Raw genomic sequence first — 25356 nt, forward strand, 5'->3', positions numbered from 1 at the left:
CCAAAAGGAGATGATTTCATGCTCAACTGGATCGGAGCAAACGGTTCCACTTTCTTGGTGGCCGGCATTCTTGCGGCCGTGGTGGCGGCCATCGTCATCCATCTGGTGCGGAACAAGAAAAAGGGCAAATCCTCCTGTGGCTGCGGCTGCGGCGGATGTCCTATGAACGGAAGCTGCCACAGCAGCCATTGATTCTTCCTCTAAAAGAAGCGCCGTATGCCGGACTTTGGCATACGGCGCTTCTTTGATGGAGCGGTTCCCTTTTCTACAATTTGGGATGAAAGCGGGCATAAAAAAGGGCTGGATGTAATCCAGCCCTTTCTTTGCAGCTCTAAAAGCGGCCCTACTACTCCCCTTGGTGCTCGGGGGATTCCGCCGCAAACCGAATACCGGTAGGGCTCATACAGGTGCCGCACCGATGGCCCAAATCCCGAATCTCGGCGCCCACCCGCACCATGGTGGTGATCATCTCGCTGAAGGGCACCAGCACGTCAAAGCCGCCCAGCACCGCGTTGGCATTGGCCATGGCCGTAGCCACCGCCGCCACATTTCGGGCCATGCAGGGCACCTGTACCTTGCCGGCGATGGGATCGCATACCAGACCCAAGAGGCTCTGGAGGGACATGGAAGCGCCATCACAGCACTGCTGGGGCGTTCCGCCCAGAAGGTGGATCAGCCCGCCGGTGGCAAGGGCGCAGCCGCTGGTGACCTCGGCCTGGCAGCCCCAGGCCCCGGAGAAGTTGGTCTCCCGCGCCATGATGGCGCCGATCATGCCGGCAGCCAGAAGGCCCTCTACCATCTTCTCATCATCCAATCCCATAGCCTGGCCGGCGCCGTACAGTACCCCGGGCACGATGCCGGAGGAGCCGCCGGTGGGGATGCACACGATGACCCCCATGGAATTGCTGTACTCCATAACCGCCTGGCTGGCGTAGATGGCATGGTTCAGGGCGCCCAAATCCAGGGCCTGGGGCGTGGAGACGAAATCCCGCATCTCGGTTGCGGAGGTCTGGATATAGCCCACCAAGGGGGATTCCTTGCTGAGGCCTTTTTCGATGGAATTCTTGATGACGCTCCACAAAAACCGGGCGTGCTCCAGCACCCCTTCCCGTCCCCATCCGCTCATGGCGGACTCATAGGCCACCGCCAGCTCAAAGAGGTTCAAATTGTGGGCTTCGCCGTAGGCCACCATTTCCTCGGCGGTTTCAAAGGGCGGCTTGTGGTTGATGTTTGCCACCACGGGATGGACCGGATTTACCACCCGGATATACTTTACCCCGGGGATGGCCTTCACCTTCTGGATATCCGCCTCGTCCCAGGGCTCCCCGGTTTTGAGTTCCACGATGGAGACGTCCTTTTTCCCCACCAAGCAGTTTACCGCATTGAGGGATTTTGCCATAGGCTTGGCGGCCTGGGCGATCCGCTCCAGCTCCTCCTGGAAAGCTGGACCGGTAAACAGAAGCAGCTCGTAGTGATCTCCTTTGATGTCGGTCAAACAGCCGTCGATCTCCTGAATCACGCAGGTTCCGCCGCCGGTGGAGTTGGTCACCAAGGTGGTTTCAAAGCCGTTCTTCCCCTTCATGATGGCCCGAATCCCCTGGACATCCCCTGGGATATCGATATCCAGAAACACGAATTCCACTTCCAGCCCCGCCTTTTTCGCCTCCTCCCGTGCCTGGGGGAAGTTCTCCTGGGGAGGCTTTTTACCCAGAAGGCCGCTGATGAGGGCCTTGTCGGTGTTCATACCCATATAGGAGTTGCGCATGGAGCTGGTGCTGGGGAACTCAAACCGCACGTGAGCGGGCTCCTCCCCCAGCAGATCCCGGCACAAAAGGCCGATCCGTCCGGGGCCTCCGGTACTGCTGCTGCTGGGGCCGGGGGTAACGGGGCCAAGCACCTGGTTGAAGATGGCGGGGTAACTTTTCATGGCATTCTCTCTCCCTCTTTGTGTATATGATGGATGCGCCGCCGGCGGATAGCCCAAGCGGCCATAGGTGGATCAGGTCCGGCAGAAAAGCCACAGGAGTGATCGCAATTTATTCGATGGATGGAGTGTCATTTACAAGAAGAGAGTACCATTTTCCCCCTACCCCGTCAACCGGGAGAAACCGACAAAAGGGGGGCCGCCGAAGCGGTCCCCCTTTTGCCTTGAAGGGACGATTTTTTAATTTACGGGAACGAAGCCTGCCTCAACCACCTGTTCCTGGCCGGCGTCGCTGAGGATGTAGTCCATGAACTCCTTTACCTTGCCGCTGGGCTCCTCGCTGGTGAGGAGGAGGAAGGGCCGGATGATCTTATAGGTGCCATTCTGGGCGTTGGGCTCGGTGGCCTCCACGCCGTCCACCTTCACGGCCTTGACCTGATCGGTGAGGCTGCCCAGGGAGATATAGCCGATGGCCTCCTCCTTATCCTGGACGTTCTGGGCCACGGCGTTGGTGGCGTCCACAAAGATGGCGGTGCTTTCATTGATGAGGGATTTGCCATCCTCGCTAAGGCTCATGATCTCCTCAAAAGCATCCCGGGTACCGCTGCCGGCTTCCCGGCAAACCAGGAGGATCTCCTTATCGGGGCCGCCTACGTCCTTCCAGTTTTTGATCTCCCCTTTGAAGATCTGGGTGATCTGCTCGGAGGTCAGGTCGGTGACGGGGTTATTATTGTTGATGATGACCGCGATGGCGTCGGTTGCGATCTGGGTCTCATGGAGGGTCTTCTCCTCCTCCTTCAGCTCCCGGCTGCTCATGCCGATGTCGGCCGTGCCGTCCTGAGCGGCCTTGATGCCGGCGCCGGATCCGGGGGCGGTGATCTCAAAGGTGACGGTGCCATCCTGCTCCGCGAATTGGTCGCTCAGGGAGATGGCCAGCTTTTCCACCGAGGTGGAGCCGTTGATGGTGATGGTGGTCTTCTCGCCGGTGGTGCCGCCCCCGTTTCCGTTTCCGCCGCAGCCCGCCAAAAGGCCCAGGGCCATGATTCCGGCGCACCCCAATGCAAACAGTTTATTCTTTTTCATGTCATATCCACTCCTTTATGGTTACGGCCCAAGGGTACCCCCACAATGTTAAGGCAGTATTTTACCCTTTTAACGGCTGCATTAAGTTTTTCCATTTTTCCATACTTTTTTGCGGAATACGATTGCATATTATTCGTATATATGGTATATTTATACGCACTAAGGAGGTTTTTTATCATGAAGCTCACGTTCGACCATTATTATGAATACGAGGAATTGACCGCAGCGGTAAAGGCCATGGCGGAGGAATACCCCGGCCTGGTTCATCTGGAATCCGCCGGCGTAACCCCCGAGGGCAGGGATATTTGGGCTCTGTCCATCACCGATTACGCCACCGGCGACCACAGCGAAAAGCCGGCCTATTATATGGACGGCAACCATCACGCCGGGGAGGTTACCGGCTCCATGGCCTGCATTTACTTTGCATACCGCCTGGTGACGGGCTACGGGCAGGATGACAAGATCACCGCCTTGCTCAAAACCACCACCTATTACATCATCCCCCGCATCTCTCCCGATGGATCCCAGGCTTACCTTACCAGCCCCGAGATGCTCCGCAGCGCCAACCGGCCCTATCCCTATCCCACCCTGTGCGCCGGAGTGCAGCCCCAGGATCTGGATGGCGATGGCGAGATCCTCATGATGCGGGTACCCGATCCCAGCGGGGAATGGAAAATCTACGACAAGGATCCCCGGATCATGGTAAAGCGGAAACCCGACGACATTGGCGGCACCTATTACCGGATGTTCCCCGAGGGGATGGTCAAGGATTATGAGGCGGGACAGTTCCTCCAGCCCGCTCCCGCCAAATGGGGGCTGGACCTGAACCGGAACTATCCCTTTGGCTGGTTCCCGGAACACCGGCAGCCTGGCGCCAGCGCCTATCCGCTCTCTGAAGTCGAGACCCGGTCGGTGGCCAACTTTGTGCTGGCCCACCCCAACATCGGCAGCGCCACCACCATGCATACCACCGGCGGCGTGCTGGCCTATCCCCCGGGAACCCGCAAGGCCGCTTCCGCGCCCAAACGGGATATCCAGATGTATAAAGAGGTGGGCGAGATGGCCACCGTGGAGATGGGCTATCCCATTGCCAATGTGTTTGACGAATTCCTCTCGGACCAGGAGAATTATTCCTCCGGCGCGTTTGACGACTGGATGTACGAACACCAGGGCATCCCCTGCTACACCGTGGAGCTATGGAACCTCCAGCAGCGCAGCGGCGCGGAGGACCGGTGGCCTGAGGTCAACAAGATGACCGAGGACCAGAAGGCCATGGATTACCTGAAAATGGTGAAGTGGAGCGATGAGAACCTGGGCGGAAAGGGCTTTGTTGACTGGGCTCCCTATGACCATCCCCAGCTGGGTAAAGTGGAGATCGGCGGTCTGAAGTTTAAATTCGTGTTCCAAAACTGCCCCAACGAGTATCTGGAGCAGGAGGTGGAAAAGACCTTCCGCTTCTGCCTGCGGCACAGCGCAGTCCTGCCCCATCTGGCTTTGAAGTCGGTATCCTGTCAGAAGGCCGGGGACGCCTACTGTGTTACCGCTACCGTCCAGAACACGGGGTATCTTCCCACCTTCATCACCGCTTCGGCACAGAATCTGAAGATCGACAAGCCGGTGAAGGCGGAGATCACCCTGCCGGAAAGCGCAAAGCTGGTCATTGGCAAACAGTCCATGGAGCTGGGCAGCCTGGAAGGCTTTGGCGGTGTGGATACCGGATATTACTATGGCACCATCGCTACCCACAAGAGCGATCCCACCCAAATTACCGTCCAGTGGATGGTGGAAGGCGCCGCTCCCGGCAGCACCGCTACCGTCAGCTTCAGCCATCCCAAGGCTGGATCCGTGGCAGCGGAAGTGCAATTTTAAGGGGTAACAAAGGACAAAAAAGCCGGATGGAGGATTCCATCCGGCTTTTTTATGTTACGTACCGCGGTTCTCAAACCGCTCCACCACTTCCTGTATCTGCTTGAGGAAGTTCTTTTCCCCAAAGGTGTTCATCTTCACATATACGGCCTCGCTGCCCCCCGACGTGATGATGGTCAGATAAACGCGCTGACCGTCGCCCACCAGGGTAACGCTGGCGCTCACCCGGTTGGAGCCCAGGTAGCTGTACCGCTCATAGACCCGGACGGCGCACCGTACCCCCCGAAGGTCATAGTCGGCGCCGTCCTCGTAGCTGGCCGACGCGCTTCCTCCAATAATGCCCCCGTCTACCCAGCGGAGCAGCTCGTCAAAATCCCCCTCAAGGACGCATTGGTATTTCGCCATGGAAATCCCTCTCTTTTTCCCAGTCTTTCCGGGAAATGGTGTAGATCAAATGGAGCATCTCTTTCCCTTTATAGCGTTTTATAAAGGAATCCGCCTCTCTGAGCCCAAGGGCCTCGGATACGCGGCGGGAAGCGGTGTTTTCAGGCCGGATCTCGGCGATGACCTCTTCCGCATGAAGGGTGGTAAAGGCGTAGTCCAAACAGGCGCGGGCACCCTCAGCTGCATACCCCATGCCCCAGCGGTCCCGACGGAGGATATAGCCCAGGCCCACATGGTCCTCCCCATGGATGGTCTCCACAAGGGGCCCTATAAGGCCGATGATCTCTCCAGTGGATTTTTCCACCGCCTTCAGATAGGCGTAGCCGTGGTTCCCATACCGCAAAAGGCATTCCTTTATGAACGCCACCACCTCTTGGTGGGAAAAGCCATGTTCCCAGGCGTACATGGTTTTTTCATCCGACAGGATGGGCTTCACCGCCTCCACATCTTCCATGGTTAGCCGAAAAAGGCACATCCGCGCCGTAGTGAGAACGGGCGTACGCTTCCGGTGCTGGAGAATCGCCTGGCCCAGGGCCAGATCCAGGGGGGTGGTGATCTTGATATTCTCTTTGTTTCCCAGGCACAGCCGGGGCTGGCGCCCGGTCATGGCGGCGTAGAGGCCGCAGTCGTCCGTCACCTCCGGGGGCGCGTCTTGAGCCGCATAGGCTTCATGGGCCTCAAACAGCTCTCCTAACCGAAATCCCTGGGGGGTTTGAACGGTATAGCAATCCTTTCGGGGGGGCTGCTGCTGGGCATACAATCCATCCTGGCTCAGCAGCATGGTGTTCTCGCTGGGATATACCGTATTGGCGGCGCCGCAGGTTTCCGCCGTCCGGGCGCATCGAATCAGGGTTTCCCCCGTCACCAAGGGCCGTGCGGCATCGTGGACCAGCACCACATCCTGGGAATCGCACTCCTCCAGCATGGCGGCAAGGCCCCGGTGGCAGGAGGCCTGCCGGGTTGCCCCGCCCGGCACCATCCGCCGCAGCTTGGGATAGCCTTCCGCCGGAATCAGAGCCCGGGTCTCCTCCAGATGCTCCGGGTGGCATACCAGATAATAGCCGTCCACCAGGGGACAGTCCTCAAAGACCTCAAGGGTATGGAGCAGAACTGGTTTTTCTCCGAGGGGTAGGAATTGCTTGGGCCGCTCTCCTCCCATCCTGCTGCCGATACCTCCTGCCAGAATCAATCCATAGACCATGGCGGGTTATCGGGCGGCGATGGCATCCGCCAGGCGGCCAATCACATCCACCACGTCGCTCTGCTGGGTGGCCAGGTTAATCCGCACAAAGCCGTCTCCAGCCTGGCCAAACTTCTTGCCCCGGTCCAGCCACACCCCGGCGTCCTCCGCCAGAAACCGGTCAAACTCCTCGCCGTAGAGGCCCAGGAAGGTCAGATCCACCCACATCAGATAGGTGCCCTCCAGGGGACTTACCACCGCCTGGGGAATCCGTTCCCGGATCAGGTCTTCCGCCACTCGATTGTTGTCCCGGATCAAATCCAGAAGGGCCTCATACCAAGCATCGCACTGGGTATAGGCCGCAATGGTGGCCGCATAGGCAAAATAGGGAATGCAGTCAAACCCCTCTACCAGCACCTGGGCATCGTAGATTTTCCGCAGGTTTTCGTTGGGGATCAGGATGTTGCTGCAGCACAGGCCCGCCAGGTTGAAGGTCTTGCTGAGAGCGGTGCATACGATGGCGTTATCCGCAAACGCCTGGCCCAGGGAACAGAACATATGGTGAGGGCGGTCTGGCCGCAGGGCCAGGTCGAAATGAATCTCATCCGACAGCACCAACACCCCGTTCTCCCGGCAGATATTGCCTAGGCGGCGGAGCTCCTCCTCTGTCCAAACCCTTCCAGCTGGGTTGTGGGGACTGCACAGAATCAACAGCTTGTTGTTGGGATCCTTGGCCTTTCGTTCCAGATCAGCGTAGTCCATGGTGTACCGGCCGTTTTCATTGATGAGGGGATTCTCCACCAGAACACGGCCGTTGTTCCTTACTGCGTTATGGAAGGGGGGATACACCGGAGTCTGAATGATGATTCCCTCCCCGGGCTGGGTAAAGGCGCGAACGCAGATATTGAGCGCCGCCACCACGCCGAAGGTGCAGCGGATGGCCTCGGGGGCTACGGTATAACCGTGCCGGCGCTGGATCCAGCTGATCACCGCCTCTCGATAGGGGCCGTCTGGCATGGTATATCCCACCACGCCATGGCGGGCGGCCTTCTCCATGGCCTCTATGATGGCCGGAGCAGTCGCCACCTCCATATCGGCCAGGGATAGGGGAATGCTGCCCGATTTCCGGATATGTTCCGGCACCACCGCCCATTTTTCCGAGCCCGTACCCGTCCGGTCTACCCGCAGAAATTCAAAACCCATGGAACTTACCTCCTCAATATTCCGTTGCATCACATCAACCGTTATGTATAAATGTATCACAGCCCTTTTGGATTGACAACAGCCACCCAGGCTGAGCCTGGTGCCCAGTGGGCACTTCCACGCCGCGGGAAGACGTAGGTGGTTGGACAGGTACGGTAACCACGGTGCCGGGCAGGCTGAGTCTGCACCCGCGCTGCAGGCAGAGGGTGGATGGTTGGATCTGTGCCGCAGCTAGCGGTAAAACGGTAGCTGCCGACATGCTCACGCAGAAGGTCACGCAGACTGAGCCTGCACTCGTGCCGCAGGCAGAGGGTGGATAGTTGGATCTGTGCCGCAGCCAGCGGTAAAACGGTAGCTGCCGACATGCTCACACAGAAGGTCACGCAGACTGAGCCTGCACTCGTGCCGCAGGCAGAGGGTGGATAGTTGGATCTGTGCCGCTTGCGGAGAGATGGACGCTGAGGAACGGCTCGATGGAATGTTACTACGCGTTGCTTGTAGCAACGGGCCGTTCCTCCTATTATAGTGATAACGGTTAGGAAAAAGGAGGTTGCCCCTCGTGTTAAACAAAAACATCAAGACCATCAGAAAATCAAAAGGACTTTCACAAGAAGAGCTCGCAATCAAGCTGCATGTTGTGCGGCAAACAATCTCTAAATGGGAGCAAGGACTGTCAGTTCCTGATTCCGAGATGCTGCTTTCCCTATCGGAAGCGCTTGAAACGCCTGTAAGCATTTTGCTCGGGGAAACTGTTGTTGAGTCACAAGCCGATGATCTAAAAGCGATTTCCGAAAAGTTGGAGATTATAAACTTGCAACTTGCGCAGAGAAAGTCCACTGGAAGAAAAATCCTTCATTGGCTTTTTATCTCCTTGTGTGCGGTCATAGCAGCAATGTATGCGGCTTTATTCGCATTGAATAGTCCTTATTTAGGCTGGAATTATGGCGACCCTGAAACCGCAGTTCTTGGGACAGCGTTTCACGCATTTGAATGGCTATTTATCAGGTTTGCGCCGATTCTCCTAATTGGGACGATCGCTGGAATACTCTTGACGCGAAAGAAGGCATAAATCCATCCTGCTTTTGGGCACGGTTTATTTGAGGACGATAAGCATTCGGAGCGGCCATCCGCGCCACTCGATACAGCAAAGCAGGCCATGCCATATGATAAAAACAGAGAGCAGAAACCCACGGGCTTTCTGCTCTCTGTGCAGCAATCGTGAAGCGGTGCCTTGCACACCTTGACCGCTCGACGCGTTTTAAAAGAGTGCCCTGACCGGCGCTCTTTTTTTGTCGTTTACAGCATGGCCTTGCCGCCAACGTAGGTCTGGACGCTCTTGAAATCGGCATCCAGTACGGCGATGTCGGCATCGTAGCCGGATTTGAGGAGCCCCTTCCGGTCCCCGATTCCCAGCATCCGGGCGGGATTGATGGTAGCGGCGTTGATGGCGGTGGCCTCCGGCAGGTCCGCCAGATCCATAAGATTTTTCACCGACTGGGACAGGGTGATGCAGCTGCCGGCCAGCTTACCGCTGGGCAGGCGGCCTACGCCATCCTCGCCGATGGTTACTTTGCGGTCCACGCTCTCATAATAACCGGGCTTCAGGCCCTTATAGCGGGAGGAATCGGTAATGACAATGAGCTTATCCTTTCCCTTCATGGTGCCGATGAGGTTGATGACCGCCGGATGAATGTGGATGCCATCCGCGATGACCTCCGTATAAAGCCCCCGGATGGTAAGCGCCGCACCCGGCAAGCCTGGCTCTCGGTGATGGAGGGGGATCATGTTGTTAAAGCAATGGGTGATGTTGCTAGCCCCCTCGGTATACGCCTGATAGGCTTCATCATACAGCGCGCCCGAATGGCCCATGCTGACGATGATCCCCCGTTCTACGCAGTATTTCAGCAGTTGGTGCCCTTCATCCTGCTCCACCGCCAGGCCGATCATCTTGATCCGGTTGCCGGAAGCCTCCTGAAACATCTTAAACTGCTCCACCGAGGGTTTCTGGATGAGGTAAGGATCATAGGCGCCTTTAAAATCGTGAGAGGTATAAGGCCCCTGAAGAAAGATTCCATAGAGGTTAGCCCCCTCGATCCGCTCCTCATCGGCCTCGGCAATGGCGTGCATGGCCTGGAGAATGCGGGCCTCACTCCGGGTCACCGTGCCCGGCAAAAAGGTGGTAACCCCTTCCTTAGGATAGTAGGGAATCCAGTTGCGGATGGTATCGGGGTTGCCGTCCGACGCATCGCCGCCGCCATAGCCATGGGTATGGGTATCGATAAGCCCGGGCAGAATCCGATGCTCCCCGTAGTCCACATCCGCGCGGCCATCCCCTGGCAAGACGCTCTCAATTCGATCCCCCGACAGCTCCACCACAGCCGGGATAAAGGCTTCGTCCACCCACACATTTTTACTCTTGATCCTCATACTAGCATCCTTCCTTTCCCTATGAACCATCGTGACGGGAGCAAAAACCCGCACCCTTTTGGGCATAGTGTACCATAGGTTGGAAATTTTGTGTATGCGCCCTACAAAAAAAGGACCCGGCATTGCCGGGCCCCTCTTCTGCTCTTTGCTGTTTACCAGGCTTTGTTCTCCATGTTGAACAGCTTCATGTAGTGGATCAGCTTATCCTTATAGCCGTTGCGCAGGGTCTCAACAGCCTGCATAACGCCCATGTTCTCGGGCAGGCCCTTCTCCTCCAGAGCGGCAACAGCGGCCAGGCTCAGGTCGGTGAAGATGTTGACCTTGGCGATACCCTCGCGGGTTGCACGGGCCAGGTTCTCATCGCCGGTGCCGGAGCCGCCGTGGAGCACCAAGGGGGTGTTGGGGATGGCCTTGCGGACAGCCGCCAGCACGTCGAAATCCAGGTGGGGGGTGCCTTTGTACACGCCGTGGGCGGTACCCATGGCGATGGCCAGCAGGTCAACCTTGGTCTTCTCAACGAATTCCTTGGCCTCGGCGGGGTTGGTCATGCCGGCGTCGCGGTCGGCGGCGTAGGTCACTCCCTGACCCACATGGCCCAGCTCGGCCTCGATGGAAGCGCCGCAGATGTGGGCGATGTTGGCCAGCTCAGCGCACTGGGCGATGTTGTCGGCCAGCTCCAGCTCGGAGCGGTCAGCCATGATGGAGGAGCAGCCCTCGCGGAGCGCCTCGATGCAGACCTCGAAGGTCTTGCCGTGGTCCAGGTTGGCGCACACGGGCACTTTGGCGTCACGGGCCTTCTCGATGACCATCTGCATGAAATGATGGAAGCCGTTGACGGCCATGCCGGGTCCCAGATCCAGGATCATAGGAGCGTTGAGTTCCTCAGCGGCGCTGATGGCGGCGGTGACGGAATATTCATCATATACGTTGGGAGCGGTTACACCGTAGCCGCCTTCCATTGCACGTTTGGCGATTTCTGCCATGGTTACATACATTTTAAATTACCCCCTAGTTGTTATTTGGGAGCCGCGGGGAATCCCCGCAGCGGAAGTTGCGTGGATCTGCCCTTGTTACCAGGCTTTGTTCTCCATGTTGAACAGCTTCATGTAGTGGACCAGCTTATCCTTGTAGCCCTTCATCATGATGTTCATCACGGGAAGTACGCCCATGTTCTCGCTGAAGCCGTTCTCACGGATGGCAGCGACAGCAGCTAGGCTCAGGTCGGTGAAGATGTTGACCTTGGCGATACCCTCGCGGGTTGCACGGGCCAGGTTCTCATCGCCGGTGCCGGAGCCGCCGTGGAGCACCAAGGGGGTGTTGGGGATGGCCTTGCGGACAGCCGCCAGCACGTCGAAATCCAGGTGGGGGGTGCCTTTGTACACGCCGTGGGCGGTGCCCATGGCGATGGCCAGCAGGTCAACCTTGGTCTTCTCAACGAATTCCTTGGCCTCGGCGGGGTTGGTCATGCCGGCGTCGCGGTCGGCGGCGTAGGTCATGCCCTGACCCACATGGCCCAGCTCGGCCTCGATGGAAGCGCCGCAGATGTGGGCGATGTTGGCCAGCTCGGCTACCTGAGCGATGTTCTCCTCAAGGGGCAGAACGGAACGGTCAGCCATGATGGAGGAGCAGCCTTCCCGCAGAGCCTGGATGCAAACCTCGAAGGTGCCGCCGTGATCCAGGTTGGTGCACACGGGCACTTTGGCGTCACGGGCCTTCTCGATGGTCATCTTCATGAAATGATGGAAGCCGTTGGGGGCCATGCCAGGAGTAACGTCCAGAATCACAGGAGCGTTGAGTTCCTCAGCGGCGCTGATGGCAGCGGTGACGGAGAACTCATCGTACACGTTGGGAGCGGTTACACCGTAGCCGCCTTCCATTGCACGTTTGGCGATTTCTGCCATGGTTACATACATAGTCTAGTTCCTCCTTGTGTATATGATAGTTTTTAATTGGCTGCCGGTTGGGGCGCTCAATTATCATACACCCGTTAAAATTTGATACTTACACAACTCATATTGTATACCATAACCCACAAATAGGAAAGAGAAATCCGCAAAGCTTCCCCTCCTTTTCCCGCTCAGAATCTGAAAGAGGCCGCTTCCATTTTATAGGCTATCCCCGGTAGCGGGAGAAGTACTGCCGCTCTCCCGAAAGGATGAGAACCAGCTCTCCCGACGCGATGGCGTAGGTGCCGGAAAAGCGCTCCTCGCCCCCCTCCAAAAGGATTTCGATGCCCGCCTCCCCCACAAGGGTATAACTGCCCCGCAGCACGTTGCCGGGATCGTCCGGCTGGCGCACCGAAAAGCCGCCGTCTTTTTCAAATTCAAAGACCAGGCCGTCCATGGCCTGGGCCTGCCAAGCGCCGTAGATGTTCCCAGCGCCGCAGCCTACAAGGGCCAGCAACAGGGTGGCCAGCGTCAATGCCCATAAGATCCTCTTCATGGTTTTCCTCCGTTCCCCGGGGCATATCCCCTATCCATATCTATTGCGGACAGCCTTTTTTCATGTCCAGCCGGGTAAAATCGGGGGAATTCCGCCGGTTAGGGCTAAAAACCGGGTTTGCCTTTTTCTCCGGTTCTATGGTATGAATGAAAATATTCTTCCAAAGGAGGGTTTTCAGATGAAGAAGAAACTGATTACAGTGCTTGCGTCTCTCACCGCGCTCTCTCTGTTGGCCACCGCCTGTTCCGGCGGCGGGGCGGGAAACAAAACCTCCCTCTTGCAAAAGGGGCTGGAGCTGGCGGGACAGCTGGACCTGCTGGCGGAAAGCGAGGATTACCGGAAATCCGTTACCACCGCACAGGAGGTGACCGGCGTGGTGGAGGAGATCGGCAGCTATGACTACGATTCGCCCCGGGCTGTGTACCAAATCCAGGGGGCGGATACCGCGTATCTGGGTATCCTGGCCTTGAGCGGCGCCAACCTAAGCCAGGAGATTCAGGACATCCTACGCCCGCGGTTTACCAGCGCCGTGGCGTCCATGATCAATGGTCAGCAGGGGGTTACCATCCTGGCCGCCACCGCTCTTCTAACCGTTAGCGACAGCTTTTTATACAGCGGGCTGGACAAGTCTTTGATCTATCTCTATCTCTACGAAGGCAAGTACAGCATAATGGTATCCTTCTCCCCCGATGACGAGGGCATCGTCAACGCCAACGCCAGCATCGTGGCGGATGAGGATCTTTCGGATCTTCAGAACACCGATGACGTCTCCGCCTATCTCATGGGCCGGGGCCTTGCGGGAGTAACCGTCACGCCGGTGGAGCAATGACGCATTGACAAGCGAAAAGGGAGCCGTGGTTTGACTACGGCTCCCTTTTTGTTTGTCCTCCCTTTATTGCTGGCCCTCCTGATAGCGGACCAGCTTCTGTTCCGCTTGGCCGCTCAGGGTTAGATACAGGGCATCGTCCTCCACCCGAAAGGTTCCGGTGGAGGAGACGGTATCCTCTCCCTCCGCCGTCATGGTAATGTCGCTGCCGTTGACCTTGTAGGCCATGGTGATGGATAGGTCCGGCATCAGGGGGGAGTAGGTCTTTACCTGGCCGTCCCGGGTGAACTCGATCACCGCCGCGCCATAATCCGCCTCATCGGTCCACTTGCCCACGATAGAGGCTCCGCCGCCGCAGCCCAAAAGGGCCAGCAACAGCAGCGCCGTCAGAGCAAAAGCCGCATATCGTCTCATGCAATCCCTCCTATCGCCCCAGGGGGCGTTTCATCCTATCCCCAGCATAGCAGGAAACGGCGATACCGGCAACGATGCAACGAAAAAAAGCGCGGGCGGCTATGCCGCCCGCGCAAAGGCTTACTCCTCCTCCGGCTCCGCTTCCGGGGTGCTCTGAGGCAGTTTTTCAACCAGGGCCCATTCCACCCGGCGGTCCATCAGCTCCTCCACCCGGATTCGGAGGCCTGCCACCTCCAGGGTGAATTTGCTGCCATCCCGAGGGATGGTGGTCATCTGGCTGAAGATTAGGCCGCCCAGGGTATCGCAGTCCTGACAGAGGGGCTGAAGATCGATTTCCAGACGCTCCTCCAGCTGCTCCAGATCCACCGAGCCCGACACCCGCCACAGGTTCTCCTCCAACTGTTGGATCTCCTCATCGGCCTGGGGGTCGTATTCATCATAGATATTGCCCACAATCTCCTCGATGAGGTCCTCCATGGTAACGATGCCGCTGGTGCCGCCGTATTCATCCACCACGATGGCCATATGGTTTTTCTTCTGCTGCATATCCCGGAACAGGATGTTGGTCCGCACCGATTCCGGCACAAAATAGGGCGCCCGCAGCAGCTCTAAAAGGGGCTTGGGCTCAGGACTCTTGGCGTTAAGAAGGTAATCCCGGGCAAATAGGATGCCCACGATATTGTCCACATCTTCCCCGTATACGGGGTATCGGGACAGACCGGAGTTCACGATGGTCTCCACGATCTCCTCATCGGTATCCTCCAGCCAGATCGCCACCACATCGGTGCGGTGGGTCATCACATCCCGGGCGGTGGTGTTGTTAAACTCGAAGATGTTGTCGATCATCTCCCGCTCACCGCTTTCGATGGTTCCCCTCTGTCCGCCGATGTCCACCATCATGCGGATCTCCTCTTCGGTAACGTTTTCCTCATCGTCCTTGGGATCGATGCCCATCAGCCGCAACACGCCGTTGGTGGAAACCGACAGCAGCCAGATGGCAGGGCTCACCACTTTGCTGATGACGTTGATCACGCCAGCCGACATCCGGGCCACCCGTTCCGCCTGTTTCATTCCCAGACGCTTGGGCACCAGTTCGCCGAACACAATGGTGAAATAGGAGAGGATGATGGTGATGACCACCACCGAAATGGTGTTGAGGGTGGCGGGAGAAAGGGCGGTGACGCCCACGCCGTTGACCAGCCAATCCACCAGCCGATCCGAGAAATTATCGGCGGCAAAGGCGCTGGCCAGAAAGCCCGCCATGGTGATGCCGATTTGGATGGTGGACAAAAAGCGGCTGCTCTGCTGGTTCATCCTAAGAATCAGCTTTGCCTTTTTATCCCCCTCGTCGGCCTGGCGGCGGATGCGGTTCTCATTGACGGAGATCACCGCGATTTCGGTGGCGGCGAAAAACGCGTTCACCAGGATCAAAATGACTTGCAGTAGCAGTTGACTCCACACTGGGTCGGGGTCAGCCAATTTCAGTTCCTCCTTTATGGAAATAAAAGTGTTTTAGCGTTATTATACACGAATCCTCCCCCAAAGTGTGAAAAATTCATCATTCTTTATAATTCCCAGGGAAAGCGGGGCCTAGTCAGGCTGAAAAAGCGCCCATCATTGGAGCCTGGCCTCTCTTTAAACAGGCCCTTCGCTCCAAGCCTCCAGCCTATCCAAGCCGGCAGAAACGCCTCTCCCATCTTTCCCGGGGAATAGATTTGGCGCCTGGGGATAGACCCGGCAAGCGCCCTTTTGCAATCCTAGCATATGCCCCGGCTCGCCAACGGCTGCGCGGGCTATTTGGTCAGCTTTCGGACCACGGCGTCCAGATCCTCCTCCACAACCCCCGCGCCCAGCAGATACCGCCGGGCTCCGCCATAGGTCTGGGCAAGCAGGTCCAGAAAGCCATTCATATAGGCGGGATCGGAACGGCCCACAAAAGCGGGCATATCGGGGTTTTCTATGCAGACCTGGCGGATGAAATCCTCCAAATAGGTATAGGATACCTGGTAGTTGGCCACAATGTCCGCCCGGGCCACCCCCGCCAGCTCCAGCAGCAGGGCGGACAGGATCCCCGTCCGATCCTTTCCAGCGGTGCAGTGATACAAAACCCCACCCGGCGCCGCCGCGATGATGGCAAAGATCCGGGCTATGTCGCCGGCCCGCTCCGTCAGCACCTGGAAATAGGATCCTCCCACCTGGGAGGGATCCTCAAGGGAATTGCAGGACAGGTGGATGGGCACGTTGTGGTAAACAAAGCCGGGCTGGCCAGCGAGAGCGCAGGGGTTCCGCGCGATCTCTTCTCCGTGGCGCAGATCGATGACGGTGGTTACCTTTAGATCCCGGAGCAGCCCCGCGTCCTGGGGCGTGACGGTGATGGGCGCATCGCTCCGCAGCAGCCGGCCAAACCGGGTCTCCCCGCCTCCGGCCAGGGGATAGCCCCCCAGATCCCGGGTGTTCATGGTGTGTGTCAATGGATACCGTTTCATGGTTCACCTCAAATATAGTCCAATGCTTTCGCATGGCTGATCCAACTCATAGGCCCTATACTGCCAAATTCCACGGCTTCCCGCAAGTCGCTTTTTGTCGGAAAGCCGCGAAATTCGCACAAAAAAAACGTCCTTTAAAAAGGACGCTCCCGTTCTCTCCGGAATTCGGAAGGTTCAACGGGCTCTGGATTTGGTCTGGGAGAACCGATAGGCTTCCTCCACCCAGGAGAGAAGCTCCTCATCCAGCTCCGCCGGATCCGCCACCAGTACATGATGGGTCCAGCGGCCGGGGTAGGGTTCCACCGCTTCCACGATCCGGGGATGCTCCAAATGATGGCCCAGGCCAAAGGTCAGAATCAGATAGCGGCCGGGGCGACCCTTGACGCGCCAGGTAGGCAGGGAGACAAAGGCGTAGTTGTACCGGTTTCGGAACGCGATCTGGCTTTTCCCCGCCCGAAGGGTGGTTTCGGGCAGCCGTTTTAGGATGGCCGCCTCCACCTGCCGATACAGGGGAAGGAGGGACGGATCCCTTTGAAAGAACACAATGGCAGTTTCGAGGGCGAGCATCATGACGCCATCTCCTGGCGGACATAACCTTCCACCCGGTTTCTGCCTCCCTTTTTCGCGGTATAGAGGGCGTCGTCCGCCCGGCGGATCAGATCCCGAAGCTCTCCGGGCTCAAACACGGACTGGGTGGCATAGCCGATGCTGACGGTGACGCTATCCAACAGGGGGGATGCCTGGAAGGGGATGTCCGCCTTCCGAATAGCGGCCCGCAGGGCGTCAAACCGCCGGCCCGCCTGAACGTAATCCAACCCCGGCAGAATCACCAGGATCTCCTCCCCGCCGTAGCGGCAGATCATGGTCTCCTCCTTTGCAAAAAACGCCTTGACCATATCGCTGATCTTTTTTAAGCAGTCGTCCCCCTCCAGATGGCCGTAGGCGTCGTTATAGACCTTGAAGTAGTCGATGTCGATGAATCCGCAGGCCACCTGCCTGCCCCGCAGGTCTTCTTTATGGGTTTCCATCCAATTACTCATTCCCCGCCGGTTCAGCAGGTCCGTCAAATAATCCACATGTGAGACCGCTTCCAGCTGAATCCGGCTGAGCTGGGTGGATAGAAAGCTGCTGAAAAAAACCTGGTTCACCACGAAAGCGCTCATCATCAGCATGACGCATTGCTGCAAATGGTTGGCGGGCGCATGGGCCAGAAGCAGCACTACGAGCTGGAACGACAGGCTCAGGCCAAAAAGGGGCGCAGCCTCCCGGGCCTCCAGCACCGGGAACACGCCCAGGTAGACCACTAGAGCCCAGAAGTTGTTGAGGGAATTCCGCTCAATGAGGTCGACGACGCTGAATCCCAGGATCAGGATGGAGATGAGAAAATAGTAGAGAAGAATAAACCAGCGCTTGCTCCGGCGGTAAACGCCTTGGGCGCTTTTATCCCTTAGAATCACCAGCACCCAGTGAGTAGCCAATAAACAGACGGCGATGATGCACAAGGCACCGATGTTAAAATAGATGCCATACGAACCATGGGCCTTGGTTAGTAGATCCACCGCCAGGTTCATAGTCTGAAACAGGATCAGCAACACGTTGGATAACATGATTCGGTTTAGGTTGGCCGCCATGCGCTGTTGCTGTATCTGCTCCATGTCCTGGGGAGAGAGTCCCCGCCGCCAGTGGAACACACGAGCAAGCGCGCTTTGGGCGCTATGCAGCAGCTCTTTAAAAATGGCGATGAATTCTCTCACGGATACGGCTCTCCTTTTGACCCCTACTGATCTATTATGATACCACATTCTCCCTCCAGTGCATAGGACGGTTCCCCATCTTCATCAAGAATTGGCGATTTCACAGTTCTCAATGGCGTATTCCAGTAGGATGCCGATGAGCTCGTTGCGGCTCCGGCCGGAATACAGGGCGAGCTGATCCAGCCTCCCCGCCGTCTCGTTCTTGATCCGGATGGAAAAGGTTTTATAGCCATCCTCTCCTTTGGGTAGCTTTGGCGTAATCCGCAGCTTGTTTTCTGCCACTATTCATACCCCTTTCACCCCTTATCTTAAGGCAGACGGCGGACATAATTATATGTTATGTTTTCTGTTGGAATCCCCTGGATAAAATACAAATATATAGAAAAATAAAACTTGGCCGGGTATTTCCCGGCCAATGGCATTTGGCGCTGATTTGACGCCTAGAAAAAATCCTTTTCGTAGTTGCGCTGGTTCTTTCGATGCACATACCCGTTGTGTTCATAAAATTCGTGGGCTGCGCCCCGTTCAAAACCGCTCATCAGCCGGACGCCCCGGCAGCCGTCCTCCCGGGCCCAGTCCTCGACGGCGCGCAAAAGGGCTTTCCCCACGCCCTTCCCTCGGGCAGCTTCCTCCACACAGATGGCCACCAAGGTCTTCATAGGGCTCCGATAGGTGCACAGATAGCCGCTGCCATGGGCATATCCCACCACCCGGCCATTTAGCTGCGCCACATACAGCCGGTCCGTTTCCGACAGGCCAATGTGCTCCACCTGGCGGACGGCCTGCTCCCGGGGAAATTCATAACCAAAGCAGCTTCGGTTCAAACGCCAAATGGCCGGCGCATCCGCCGCATCCGCCAATCGTACCAGGATCTCCCCCGGCATGGCATCCGCCTCCCTCTGGGCGCCGCCCTATTTTTTAAGCTGTACCACCCGGTTCCCTGCCCGGTTGGGCCGAATCTCCAACCCCTCCACGCTCTCCACAAACCGGGCCAGGGTGGTATAGCCGTAATCCTTTACATTGAACTGCTCAAACCGGTCGTTGAGCTTTCGCCCAAGGGTCTCAATCCGCATGCCGGACTTGCCGTTCTGCCGTACCAATTCCACGGCGCAGGCATCCAGCTCCTTGCGGGGAATCTGCCGATCCCGGAGCCGCACCGTAACGGCGCTGTTGCTCTTGCTCAGCTCAAAGGCGTCCATCTCCTCCAAAAATTTGCTGAGGGAGCTATACCCATAGTTGCGCACGTCAAAATCCGAGTATTTTTTCACCAGGCGGCTGCCCAATTCTCCCAGCCCGGTGGGCTTATCCTTGTCGTCATTCTCGCTGATGATGGCCGCGATGTCCGCCTCAATGACCCGCTGATGGATCAGCCCGCTTCGGCGACTGGGCTCCTCCTCCATGGCGGTTTCAGCGGGGCGGGCGGGAGGCGCCATGGCGGGCGCGTCGGGCGCGTCGTCCTGGTCCACCAATACCTCCAAAGTGGTAAACACCGAGCAGGCCGCCCGGAAGGACCGGGGGGTTTTCTCCTCCCCCATGCCGATAACCTGCATCCCCGATTCCCGCAGCCGGCTGGCTAGGCGGGTAAAGTCGCTGTCGCTGGACACGATGCAAAAGCCGTCCACATTGCCGGTATAGAGGATGTCCATGGCATCGATAATCAGCGCGGAATCGGTGGCGTTCTTGCCCACGGTATTGCTGAACTGCTGAATGGGCATGATGGAGTTTTCCAACAGCTCCTTCTTCCAGCGGGTGGTTTGGGCGCTGGTCCAGTCGCCATAGATTCTTTTATAGGTGACTACGCCGTACTTGGTCATCTCGTCCAGAATGCTGGAGATATAGCGGGCGGAAATGTTCTCGGAATCGATGAGAACGGCAAATCGTTTTTCTTCCATGTGGCTGCTCCTTTTTTGATGATGGGAGAATCGTCTCTAGGGACATTGTACACCCAACGGGCGTTTTGTACAGGAGAAGCCGGGAATCCAAGCGTTACAGGTAGTCTGCAAGAAGCGCCAGCACCCGTTTATTTGTCTCGTTGATCCGCTTATACCGAGCGAATTCATCGGTGCTCATCTCGTAATCCGGCTGCTTTAGCCCCTGCGCAACCCGTTGGGCCGCCGCCCGCCAGACGCCAATGACCTCCTCCTCCGTCAATTCCGTCCGAAGGGCGGGCTTTTGCTCCGGCGCTGTGGGCTGCAAAGGCGCTTCCTCCCGGGAGGGCGCCTCCGATAAAAGGTACTGATATACCCCCTTTTTCTTCTTGACCAGGCGGGGGGTATTCCGCTCCATCCGGCTCATGATGCTGTAAAAGGTGTTTCGGTTGAGCTTCTCCTCCGGGTTCCGCTTCTGACAGAAGTCAAACAGCTCCCCTACCGGCCATTCCGCTCCATTGCTCACCGCCTCCAGCGCGGACGCCCGAACCCGGTCCGCGATGCTGCATTCCATATTCATCATCCCTTCCCCCTTATGCAGAAACCAATAGTTCTTCTACGCTGTCCAAATGAAACAGTTTGCACATTTGGAGCATGCAGTCCACCGTGGGGAGGTTCCTTCCCCGGATATAGTTTCGAATCGCACTCTCGCTCAGATTCAGTTGAGCGGCCAAGGTCTTTACGGTATAGCCATTTTTCACCATCAGAGCTCGGATGTGTTCCCCCGTTTTTTGAACGCTCACGGTCTGTCCTCCCACAATCAATGAGCATTACCTCCCTTGTATTTTCTGATATCTCTTATTTTCAGTATACAGAGGCGCTTGCTGATTGCAACATTCAAATTGTGCGTTTTTTCGACAGCATCTTGCAAGATGCACAACGTTCACAAAGTCTCCATTTGGATGCATGAATCCAAATGACCCCTTCCGGCCATGCCGCAGACGGCAAGAAAGGCCCTATTCCACAGAGGAATGGCTGAGGATGTAAAATTCCTCCTGACTTGGACGATATGTCGTCTCTCGGGGGGCAAATGTCCGGTCAAAGGCTTCTATCGCATCCTCCTCCACCCGATAGGCCGGGCTATCATAATAGATCCAATTTTTCCCCTCCAGGGCGCCAGGCCGCAGTTCCTTTACCAGCATCGCTGCGGGATACCTGCCGTTTTCCAGGCTGACCTGGTGTTTTTTACAGCTTTGAAAGCCCCGCCCCACATAGTTCGCAGGATTGCCAAAGATCACAACCACATCATATTCCAGGGCAATGGCCTTTTCAAAGGAGTGCTCGATCAACGCCTTCCCGTACCCCTTTCTCTGATACCCCGGCCGAATGGCAACCGGGCCGAAGGTCAGGATATCCTTCTGGTTTCCTTCCGCGTCCACCAGCTTGGCCTTTGTATAGAGGATGCTCCCGATGATCCCCTCTTCCGTTTCCAATACCAGGTCCAGCTCCGGTATAAAGTCCGGATGCTCCCGTACCACATGGGCCACATAATGTTCGACACAGCCCGGAACATAGAGGTCCCAGAACGCGTCCCGGAGCAGTTCTTCTACTTCCCGGTAATCTGCCTTCTTTTCATTTCGGATCTTCATTTTCATGGCGTTTCTTTCCTTTGTCTTATTTGTTATTCCCGAACCAGCTGCGCCGCGCATTCTACATGGGGTGTGCGGGGGAAAAGGTCTACGGGCTGCGCTTTCTTCACCGCATATCCCGCCTGGGACAGAATTTTGACATCCCGGGCCAGGGTAGCGGGGTCACAGGAGATGTAGACGACCCGCCGAGGGGACAGGCGGGCCACGGCGGACAGGGTAGCGGCGTCACAGCCACGGCGGGGCGGGTCCAGGATGATGACCCGGGGATGAACGCCTTCTTTTAGAAGGGCCTGGGCCAACGTTCCAGCATCCCCTTCACGGAACGCCGCGTTGGCGATGCCGTTGCGGGCAGCGTTATCCCGGGCGTCCCGGATGGCGCTGGGCACAGCCTCCACGCCGATGAGCCGCCGGACGTCCCCCGCCATGGTAAGCCCAATGGTGCCGGTGCCGCAATAAAGGTCCAGTACGGTATCGTCAGCGACCGGCTCCGCCATGGCCCTTGCGGTCTCATACAGGCGCTGCGCCTGGGCATGGTTCACCTGATAAAAGGAGGTGGGAGAGACGCGAAACCGCAGCCCGCAGAGGGAATCCAGGAGATGGCCCGAGCCAAAGAAAACCTGGGTTTTCCCCGAACCCAGGACAGCGGATCCTCTGCCGGCATTTATATGAAGGGCTCCGGTATCCGCCCCTGCGTCCAACAGAACCCTTGCCAAAAGCTTCTTCTGGGGCAGCGCCTCAGCGGTTGCCACCACCGTGACCATGAGGCCGGATTCCGCGGTCCGCAGACAGAGGTGCCGGATCAGCCCCCTGCCGGTTCGGCGGTCATAGGGAACGGCGCCGGACTCCATCAGATAGCCTGCAAAGGCCTTTAGCACCTGAGGAGCCTGAGGCATCTGCAAAAGGCAGTCCGCAACCGGCACCACCCGATGGCTTTCCCGGGCGTAGAAGCCCAGAACAGGCTCCCCCGCGGAACCGCCCACCGCGAACTGGGCGTTGTTCCGGTACCGGCTGATCTCGGGCGCACCCAGGATGGGCAAGATGGCTTCCGGCTTCACGCCGCCCAAGCGGATCAAAGCGGAGGCCACCCGTTCCTGCTTCACCGCCAATTCCCCCGGATAGGTCATGCTCTGGTAGGTGCACCCGCCACAGTCCGCAAAATAGGGGCAGGGAGAGGGCTGCCGGTAGGGGGAGGCGTTTTCCACTCGGATCAGTTCCCCCACAGAGCTGCGTTTTTCCCGCCTAATGACGCGGCACCGGACGGTGTCCCCCAGGACGGCGCCCGGCACAAAGACAACCATGCCCCCATGGCGCCCGATCCCCCGTCCGTCATGGGCCATGGCCGTGATCTCCATGATGATCTCCTGTCCGTCCGTCATTGCCGTCCCATCCTTTTTTTGAATTGCCCTCATTTTACCACAGGGACGGGGGGATTGCGATTGCGCACCGGGTCCTTTCTGTGTTAAATTAGGAAAAAACCAGCTTGGAGGGCTGCACATGATACAGTTAATCGACCACGGCGTCTATCTATACAACGGCGAACCCCTGGGGGACGGCTGCGCTCCGGCTGCCGCTCCTGCTCCCCAGGATGCCCGGGAACAAACCATGGCTTATCGGATCCTGCGAGCCCATGACCAGGGCGGGGACGAGGCGCATTTGAGAGTCAAGTTTGACTCCCTCACCTCCCACGACATCACCTATGTGGGCATCCTCCAGACCGCCAAAGCCAGCGGCCTTCAGGCGTTCCCGGTGCCCTATGTATTGACCAACTGCCACAACAGCCTCTGCGCCGTGGGCGGTACTCTCAACGAGGACGACCACGTCTTTGGTCTGTCCGCCGCCAAGAAGTACGGCGGCATCTTCGTACCCGCCCATCAGTCGGTGATCCATTCCTATGCCCGGGAGATGTCCGCCGCCTGCGGCGCCATGATCCTGGGTTCCGACAGCCACACCCGCTACGGCGCCCTGGGCTGCATGGGTGTGGGGGAAGGCGGCCCTGAGCTAGTAAAGCAGCTTCTGTCCAACACCTATGATATCCCCGCGCCCCAGGTCATCGCCGTCTATCTCACCGGTACACCCCGGCCCGGAGTGGGGCCTCAGGACGTATCCCTTGCCATCATCAAAGCCACCTATCAGAACGGTTTTGTAAAGAACAAGGTCATGGAGTTTATGGGCCCTGGCGTCGCCAACCTTTCGGTTGATTTCCGGTGCGGCATCGACGTAATGACCACCGAGACCACCTGCTTAAGCTCCATCTGGGTCACCGATGAAAAGGTGGCGGACTACTATCGCATTCACGGCCGTCCGGAAGCCTATTCCCCTCTGGCCCCGGGTGAGGTTGCCTATTACGACGGCATGGTGATGGTGGACCTGAGCAAAATTGAGCCCATGATCGCGCTGCCCTTCCATCCCAGCAACGCCTATACCATTCGGGAGCTAAACGAAAACCCCTATGAGATCCTTCAGGCGGCTGAGGACGCCTGCCGCAAGCAGATCGACAACCCCGGCATCGATTTCCGTCTTACCGATAAAATCGAAAACGGCCGGATCAAGGCCACCCAGGGGGTCATTGCCGGGTGTTCCGGCGGTATTTTTGAAAATATCATGGAGGCATCGGCCATCGTTCGGGGTCACGGGGTGTCCAAGGACTATTTCTCCCTGAACGTCTATCCCGCCAGCGCCCCCGTAAACCTGGCCCTGATGAAAAACGGCGCCTATGCCGACTTGATCCAGGCCGGCGCCATCATCAAAACCGCCTTCTGCGGTCCCTGCTTCGGCGCCGGGGATACCCCCGCCAACAATGGCTTCAGCCTGCGGCACACCACCCGAAACTTCCCCAATCGTGAGGGCAGCAAGCCAGGAGACGGGCAGATCAGCTCTGTGGCCCTGATGGACGCCCGTTCCATTGCCGCTACCGCCATCAACGGCGGCTATCTCACCTCCGCAATGGATGTGGATCTGCCGGAGGTTGACCTGACCTACTCCTTTGACGGAAGCGTCTACGAGAGATCCGTCTACAACTGCTGGGGCAAGGCGCAGCCCGATCTGCCGCTGAAGTACGGCCCCAACATCGCCGATTGGCCCCAGATGCAGCCCCTTTCCGAAAACCTGCTGCTGCGGGTGGCCGCCGCCATCCATGATCCCGTCACCACCACTGACGAGCTGATCCCCTCTGGGGAGACCTCCACCTACCGGAGCAATCCCTACAAGCTAGCAGAATTCACCCTTTCCCGGAAGGATCCCGGTTATGTGGCTCGAGCCAAATCCGCGCGGGAGGCCGAAGCGGCCCGTTTGGCTGGGGAGAACCTGCCCCAGGAGGCCGCCGCCATGCTGGAAAAGGCGGGCGCCGATCCCAAGAACACCGCGCTGGGTTCCCTGGTCTACGCCAACTGCCCGGGCGACGGCTCCGCCCGAGAGCAAGCCGCCTCCTGTCAGCGGGTGCTGGGAGGGGTGGCCAACATTGCCCAGAGCTATGCCACCAAACGGTATCGCAGCAACCTCATCAACTGGGGGATCGTCCCCTTTGTGCTGGAGGAAGGGACGGACTTCGCCCCCGGGGTGGAGGATTACCTCTATATTCCCGGCGTCCGCTCGGCCCTGTTGGAGGGAAAGCCCTCCGTCACCGCTACGGCGCTCCTCTCCGGAAAGACCTATTCCCTTCTATTGAAGGATATCACCCCCGAGGAGCGGGATATTCTGTTGGAGGGCAGCCTCATCAACCACTATGCTAAGACGGCAAAATAGCGTTATAACGGATACAAAAAAAGGACCGCGGGTGCGGTCCTTTTTTATT

26 protein-coding genes are annotated in these 25356 nt (G+C 57.9%); 5 read left to right on the forward strand and 21 right to left on the reverse strand.

Going from position 1 to position 25356, the window contains the following annotated elements; translation table 11 throughout:
- Positions 1 to 18: 18 nt before the first annotated feature.
- The gene (locus KP626_RS06240) at positions 19 to 192 is read left to right on the forward strand and encodes a FeoB-associated Cys-rich membrane protein (RefSeq protein WP_395975860.1); all 174 of its coding nucleotides are present in this window, start codon (positions 19 to 21) and stop codon (positions 190 to 192) included.
- A gap of 154 nt (positions 193 to 346) precedes the next feature.
- Here KP626_RS06240 and KP626_RS06245 read toward each other — a convergent pair whose 3' ends face one another.
- Positions 347 to 1927, reverse strand: coding sequence for an L-serine ammonia-lyase, iron-sulfur-dependent, subunit alpha (locus tag KP626_RS06245; protein ID WP_395975862.1), 1581 nt, complete (start codon positions 1925 to 1927; stop codon positions 347 to 349).
- Between the two features lie 237 nt (positions 1928 to 2164).
- Positions 2165 to 3007: a phosphate ABC transporter substrate-binding protein gene (locus KP626_RS06250; protein ID WP_395975864.1), complete on the reverse strand. Its 843-nt coding sequence runs from the start codon at positions 3005 to 3007 to the stop codon at positions 2165 to 2167.
- A gap of 177 nt (positions 3008 to 3184) precedes the next feature.
- On the opposite strand from KP626_RS06250, the gene KP626_RS06255 reads away from it, so the two are divergent.
- Complete coding sequence (locus KP626_RS06255) at positions 3185 to 4876, forward strand: M14 family metallopeptidase (protein WP_395975866.1); 1692 nt, start codon at positions 3185 to 3187, stop codon at positions 4874 to 4876.
- A 54-nt stretch (positions 4877 to 4930) separates the two neighbouring features.
- Here KP626_RS06255 and KP626_RS06260 read toward each other — a convergent pair whose 3' ends face one another.
- The 3 genes from KP626_RS06260 to KP626_RS06270 are packed head-to-tail and all read right to left on the reverse strand — an operon-like array spanning position 4931 to position 7700.
- Positions 4931 to 5278, reverse strand: coding sequence for a DUF6054 family protein (locus KP626_RS06260; RefSeq protein WP_395975868.1), 348 nt, complete (start codon positions 5276 to 5278; stop codon positions 4931 to 4933).
- Positions 5253 to 6518 (reverse strand): GNAT family N-acetyltransferase, encoded by a 1266-nt coding sequence (locus tag KP626_RS06265; protein ID WP_395975870.1) that lies wholly within the window; start codon positions 6516 to 6518, stop codon positions 5253 to 5255. The genes KP626_RS06260 and KP626_RS06265 overlap by 26 nt, the downstream gene beginning before the upstream one ends.
- Before the next feature lie 6 nt (positions 6519 to 6524).
- Positions 6525 to 7700, reverse strand: coding sequence for a MalY/PatB family protein (locus KP626_RS06270; protein WP_395975872.1), 1176 nt, complete (start codon positions 7698 to 7700; stop codon positions 6525 to 6527).
- A gap of 559 nt (positions 7701 to 8259) precedes the next feature.
- On the opposite strand from KP626_RS06270, the gene KP626_RS06275 reads away from it, so the two are divergent.
- Positions 8260 to 8769: a helix-turn-helix domain-containing protein gene (locus tag KP626_RS06275; RefSeq protein WP_395975874.1), complete on the forward strand. Its 510-nt coding sequence runs from the start codon at positions 8260 to 8262 to the stop codon at positions 8767 to 8769.
- 227 nt (positions 8770 to 8996) lie between these two features.
- On the opposite strand, the gene nagA is transcribed toward KP626_RS06275, so the two are convergent.
- The 4 genes from nagA to KP626_RS06295 all read right to left on the reverse strand — a co-directional run bounded on the left by nagA (position 8997) and on the right by KP626_RS06295 (position 12569).
- Positions 8997 to 10127: an N-acetylglucosamine-6-phosphate deacetylase gene (gene nagA / locus KP626_RS06280; protein WP_395975877.1), complete on the reverse strand. Its 1131-nt coding sequence runs from the start codon at positions 10125 to 10127 to the stop codon at positions 8997 to 8999.
- Positions 10128 to 10279: 152 nt separating this feature from the next.
- Entirely contained in the window at positions 10280 to 11122 is an 843-nt protein-coding gene (locus KP626_RS06285) for a class II fructose-bisphosphate aldolase (protein WP_395975879.1), read from the reverse strand.
- Positions 11123 to 11197: 75 nt separating this feature from the next.
- The gene (locus KP626_RS06290) at positions 11198 to 12040 is read right to left on the reverse strand and encodes a class II fructose-bisphosphate aldolase (protein ID WP_395975881.1); all 843 of its coding nucleotides are present in this window, start codon (positions 12038 to 12040) and stop codon (positions 11198 to 11200) included.
- A gap of 199 nt (positions 12041 to 12239) precedes the next feature.
- Positions 12240 to 12569, reverse strand: a complete 330-nt coding sequence (locus tag KP626_RS06295) for a hypothetical protein (protein ID WP_395975883.1) — start codon at positions 12567 to 12569, stop codon at positions 12240 to 12242.
- A gap of 178 nt (positions 12570 to 12747) precedes the next feature.
- On the opposite strand from KP626_RS06295, the gene KP626_RS06300 reads away from it, so the two are divergent.
- Positions 12748 to 13398: a hypothetical protein gene (locus tag KP626_RS06300; protein ID WP_395975885.1), complete on the forward strand. Its 651-nt coding sequence runs from the start codon at positions 12748 to 12750 to the stop codon at positions 13396 to 13398.
- A gap of 63 nt (positions 13399 to 13461) precedes the next feature.
- Here KP626_RS06300 and KP626_RS06305 read toward each other — a convergent pair whose 3' ends face one another.
- The 12 genes from KP626_RS06305 to rlmD form a co-directional block, all read right to left on the reverse strand.
- Positions 13462 to 13809 (reverse strand): hypothetical protein, encoded by a 348-nt coding sequence (locus KP626_RS06305; RefSeq protein WP_395975887.1) that lies wholly within the window; start codon positions 13807 to 13809, stop codon positions 13462 to 13464.
- Positions 13810 to 13929: 120 nt separating this feature from the next.
- Positions 13930 to 15288 carry a hemolysin family protein gene (locus KP626_RS06310; RefSeq protein ID WP_395975889.1) on the reverse strand — a complete coding sequence of 453 codons (1359 nt, stop codon included), beginning with the start codon at positions 15286 to 15288 and terminating at the stop codon, positions 13930 to 13932.
- 314 nt (positions 15289 to 15602) lie between these two features.
- The gene (locus KP626_RS06315; protein WP_395975891.1) at positions 15603 to 16295 is read right to left on the reverse strand and encodes a tyrosine-protein phosphatase; all 693 of its coding nucleotides are present in this window, start codon (positions 16293 to 16295) and stop codon (positions 15603 to 15605) included.
- A 174-nt stretch (positions 16296 to 16469) separates the two neighbouring features.
- On the reverse strand, positions 16470 to 16865 hold the full coding sequence (locus KP626_RS06320; protein ID WP_395975893.1) for a DUF5655 domain-containing protein: 396 nt from the start codon (positions 16863 to 16865) through the stop codon (positions 16470 to 16472).
- On the reverse strand, positions 16862 to 18049 hold the full coding sequence (locus KP626_RS06325; protein ID WP_395975895.1) for a GGDEF domain-containing protein: 1188 nt from the start codon (positions 18047 to 18049) through the stop codon (positions 16862 to 16864). Before KP626_RS06325 ends, KP626_RS06320 begins: the two co-directional genes overlap by 4 nt.
- Positions 18050 to 18133: 84 nt before the next feature.
- On the reverse strand, positions 18134 to 18331 hold the full coding sequence (locus KP626_RS06330) for a ribbon-helix-helix protein, CopG family (RefSeq protein WP_395975897.1): 198 nt from the start codon (positions 18329 to 18331) through the stop codon (positions 18134 to 18136).
- Positions 18332 to 18489: 158 nt separating this feature from the next.
- Positions 18490 to 18933, reverse strand: coding sequence for a GNAT family N-acetyltransferase (locus tag KP626_RS06335; RefSeq protein WP_395975899.1), 444 nt, complete (start codon positions 18931 to 18933; stop codon positions 18490 to 18492).
- 27 nt (positions 18934 to 18960) lie between these two features.
- Positions 18961 to 19941, reverse strand: coding sequence for an NYN domain-containing protein (locus KP626_RS06340; protein ID WP_395975901.1), 981 nt, complete (start codon positions 19939 to 19941; stop codon positions 18961 to 18963).
- Positions 19942 to 20035: 94 nt separating this feature from the next.
- A complete protein-coding gene (locus tag KP626_RS06345) occupies positions 20036 to 20500 on the reverse strand; it encodes a hypothetical protein (RefSeq protein WP_395975903.1) in 465 nt (154 codons plus the stop codon).
- Between the two features lie 10 nt (positions 20501 to 20510).
- Complete coding sequence (locus KP626_RS06350; protein ID WP_395975905.1) at positions 20511 to 20720, reverse strand: helix-turn-helix domain-containing protein; 210 nt, start codon at positions 20718 to 20720, stop codon at positions 20511 to 20513.
- Between the two features lie 213 nt (positions 20721 to 20933).
- Positions 20934 to 21566 carry a GNAT family N-acetyltransferase gene (locus KP626_RS06355; RefSeq protein WP_395978975.1) on the reverse strand — a complete coding sequence of 211 codons (633 nt, stop codon included), beginning with the start codon at positions 21564 to 21566 and terminating at the stop codon, positions 20934 to 20936.
- Positions 21567 to 21598: 32 nt separating this feature from the next.
- A complete protein-coding gene (gene rlmD, locus KP626_RS06360) occupies positions 21599 to 22942 on the reverse strand; it encodes a 23S rRNA (uracil(1939)-C(5))-methyltransferase RlmD (RefSeq protein WP_395975907.1) in 1344 nt (447 codons plus the stop codon).
- A 118-nt stretch (positions 22943 to 23060) separates the two neighbouring features.
- On the opposite strand from rlmD, the gene KP626_RS06365 reads away from it, so the two are divergent.
- Positions 23061 to 25307, forward strand: a complete 2247-nt coding sequence (locus KP626_RS06365; protein WP_395975909.1) for a hydratase — start codon at positions 23061 to 23063, stop codon at positions 25305 to 25307.
- The last annotated feature ends 49 nt before the right edge of the window (positions 25308 to 25356 follow it).

Source organism: Christensenella sp. MSJ-20, from assembly GCF_044357945.1.
Classification (GTDB): Bacteria; Bacillota; Clostridia; order Christensenellales; family QAND01; genus QAND01.

What these genes read in the sequence shown, in the direction of transcription:
- KP626_RS06305 (WP_395975887.1), bottom strand. Translation starts at nt 13,809, where the DNA reads ATGAGACGATATGCGGCTTTTGCTCTGACGGCGCTGCTGTTGCTGGCC.
- KP626_RS06260 (WP_395975868.1), bottom strand. Translation starts at nt 5,278, where the DNA reads ATGGCGAAATACCAATGCGTCCTTGAGGGGGATTTTGACGAGCTGCTC.
- KP626_RS06265 (WP_395975870.1), bottom strand. Translation starts at nt 6,518, where the DNA reads ATGGTCTATGGATTGATTCTGGCAGGAGGTATCGGCAGCAGGATGGGA.
- KP626_RS06320 (WP_395975893.1), bottom strand. Translation starts at nt 16,865, where the DNA reads ATGATGCTCGCCCTCGAAACTGCCATTGTGTTCTTTCAAAGGGATCCG.
- KP626_RS06285 (WP_395975879.1), bottom strand. Translation starts at nt 11,122, where the DNA reads ATGTATGTAACCATGGCAGAAATCGCCAAACGTGCAATGGAAGGCGGC.
- KP626_RS06240 (WP_395975860.1), top strand. Translation starts at nt 19, where the DNA reads ATGCTCAACTGGATCGGAGCAAACGGTTCCACTTTCTTGGTGGCCGGC.
- KP626_RS06355 (WP_395978975.1), bottom strand. Translation starts at nt 21,566, where the DNA reads ATGAAGATCCGAAATGAAAAGAAGGCAGATTACCGGGAAGTAGAAGAA.
- KP626_RS06255 (WP_395975866.1), top strand. Translation starts at nt 3,185, where the DNA reads ATGAAGCTCACGTTCGACCATTATTATGAATACGAGGAATTGACCGCA.
- KP626_RS06295 (WP_395975883.1), bottom strand. Translation starts at nt 12,569, where the DNA reads ATGAAGAGGATCTTATGGGCATTGACGCTGGCCACCCTGTTGCTGGCC.
- KP626_RS06365 (WP_395975909.1), top strand. Translation starts at nt 23,061, where the DNA reads ATGATACAGTTAATCGACCACGGCGTCTATCTATACAACGGCGAACCC.
- nagA (WP_395975877.1), bottom strand. Translation starts at nt 10,127, where the DNA reads ATGAGGATCAAGAGTAAAAATGTGTGGGTGGACGAAGCCTTTATCCCG.
- KP626_RS06245 (WP_395975862.1), bottom strand. Translation starts at nt 1,927, where the DNA reads ATGAAAAGTTACCCCGCCATCTTCAACCAGGTGCTTGGCCCCGTTACC.
- KP626_RS06345 (WP_395975903.1), bottom strand. Translation starts at nt 20,500, where the DNA reads ATGATGAATATGGAATGCAGCATCGCGGACCGGGTTCGGGCGTCCGCG.
- KP626_RS06290 (WP_395975881.1), bottom strand. Translation starts at nt 12,040, where the DNA reads ATGTATGTAACCATGGCAGAAATCGCCAAACGTGCAATGGAAGGCGGC.
- rlmD (WP_395975907.1), bottom strand. Translation starts at nt 22,942, where the DNA reads ATGACGGACGGACAGGAGATCATCATGGAGATCACGGCCATGGCCCAT.
- KP626_RS06300 (WP_395975885.1), top strand. Translation starts at nt 12,748, where the DNA reads ATGAAGAAGAAACTGATTACAGTGCTTGCGTCTCTCACCGCGCTCTCT.
- KP626_RS06340 (WP_395975901.1), bottom strand. Translation starts at nt 19,941, where the DNA reads ATGGAAGAAAAACGATTTGCCGTTCTCATCGATTCCGAGAACATTTCC.
- KP626_RS06315 (WP_395975891.1), bottom strand. Translation starts at nt 16,295, where the DNA reads ATGAAACGGTATCCATTGACACACACCATGAACACCCGGGATCTGGGG.
- KP626_RS06270 (WP_395975872.1), bottom strand. Translation starts at nt 7,700, where the DNA reads ATGGGTTTTGAATTTCTGCGGGTAGACCGGACGGGTACGGGCTCGGAA.
- KP626_RS06250 (WP_395975864.1), bottom strand. Translation starts at nt 3,007, where the DNA reads ATGAAAAAGAATAAACTGTTTGCATTGGGGTGCGCCGGAATCATGGCC.
- KP626_RS06335 (WP_395975899.1), bottom strand. Translation starts at nt 18,933, where the DNA reads ATGCCGGGGGAGATCCTGGTACGATTGGCGGATGCGGCGGATGCGCCG.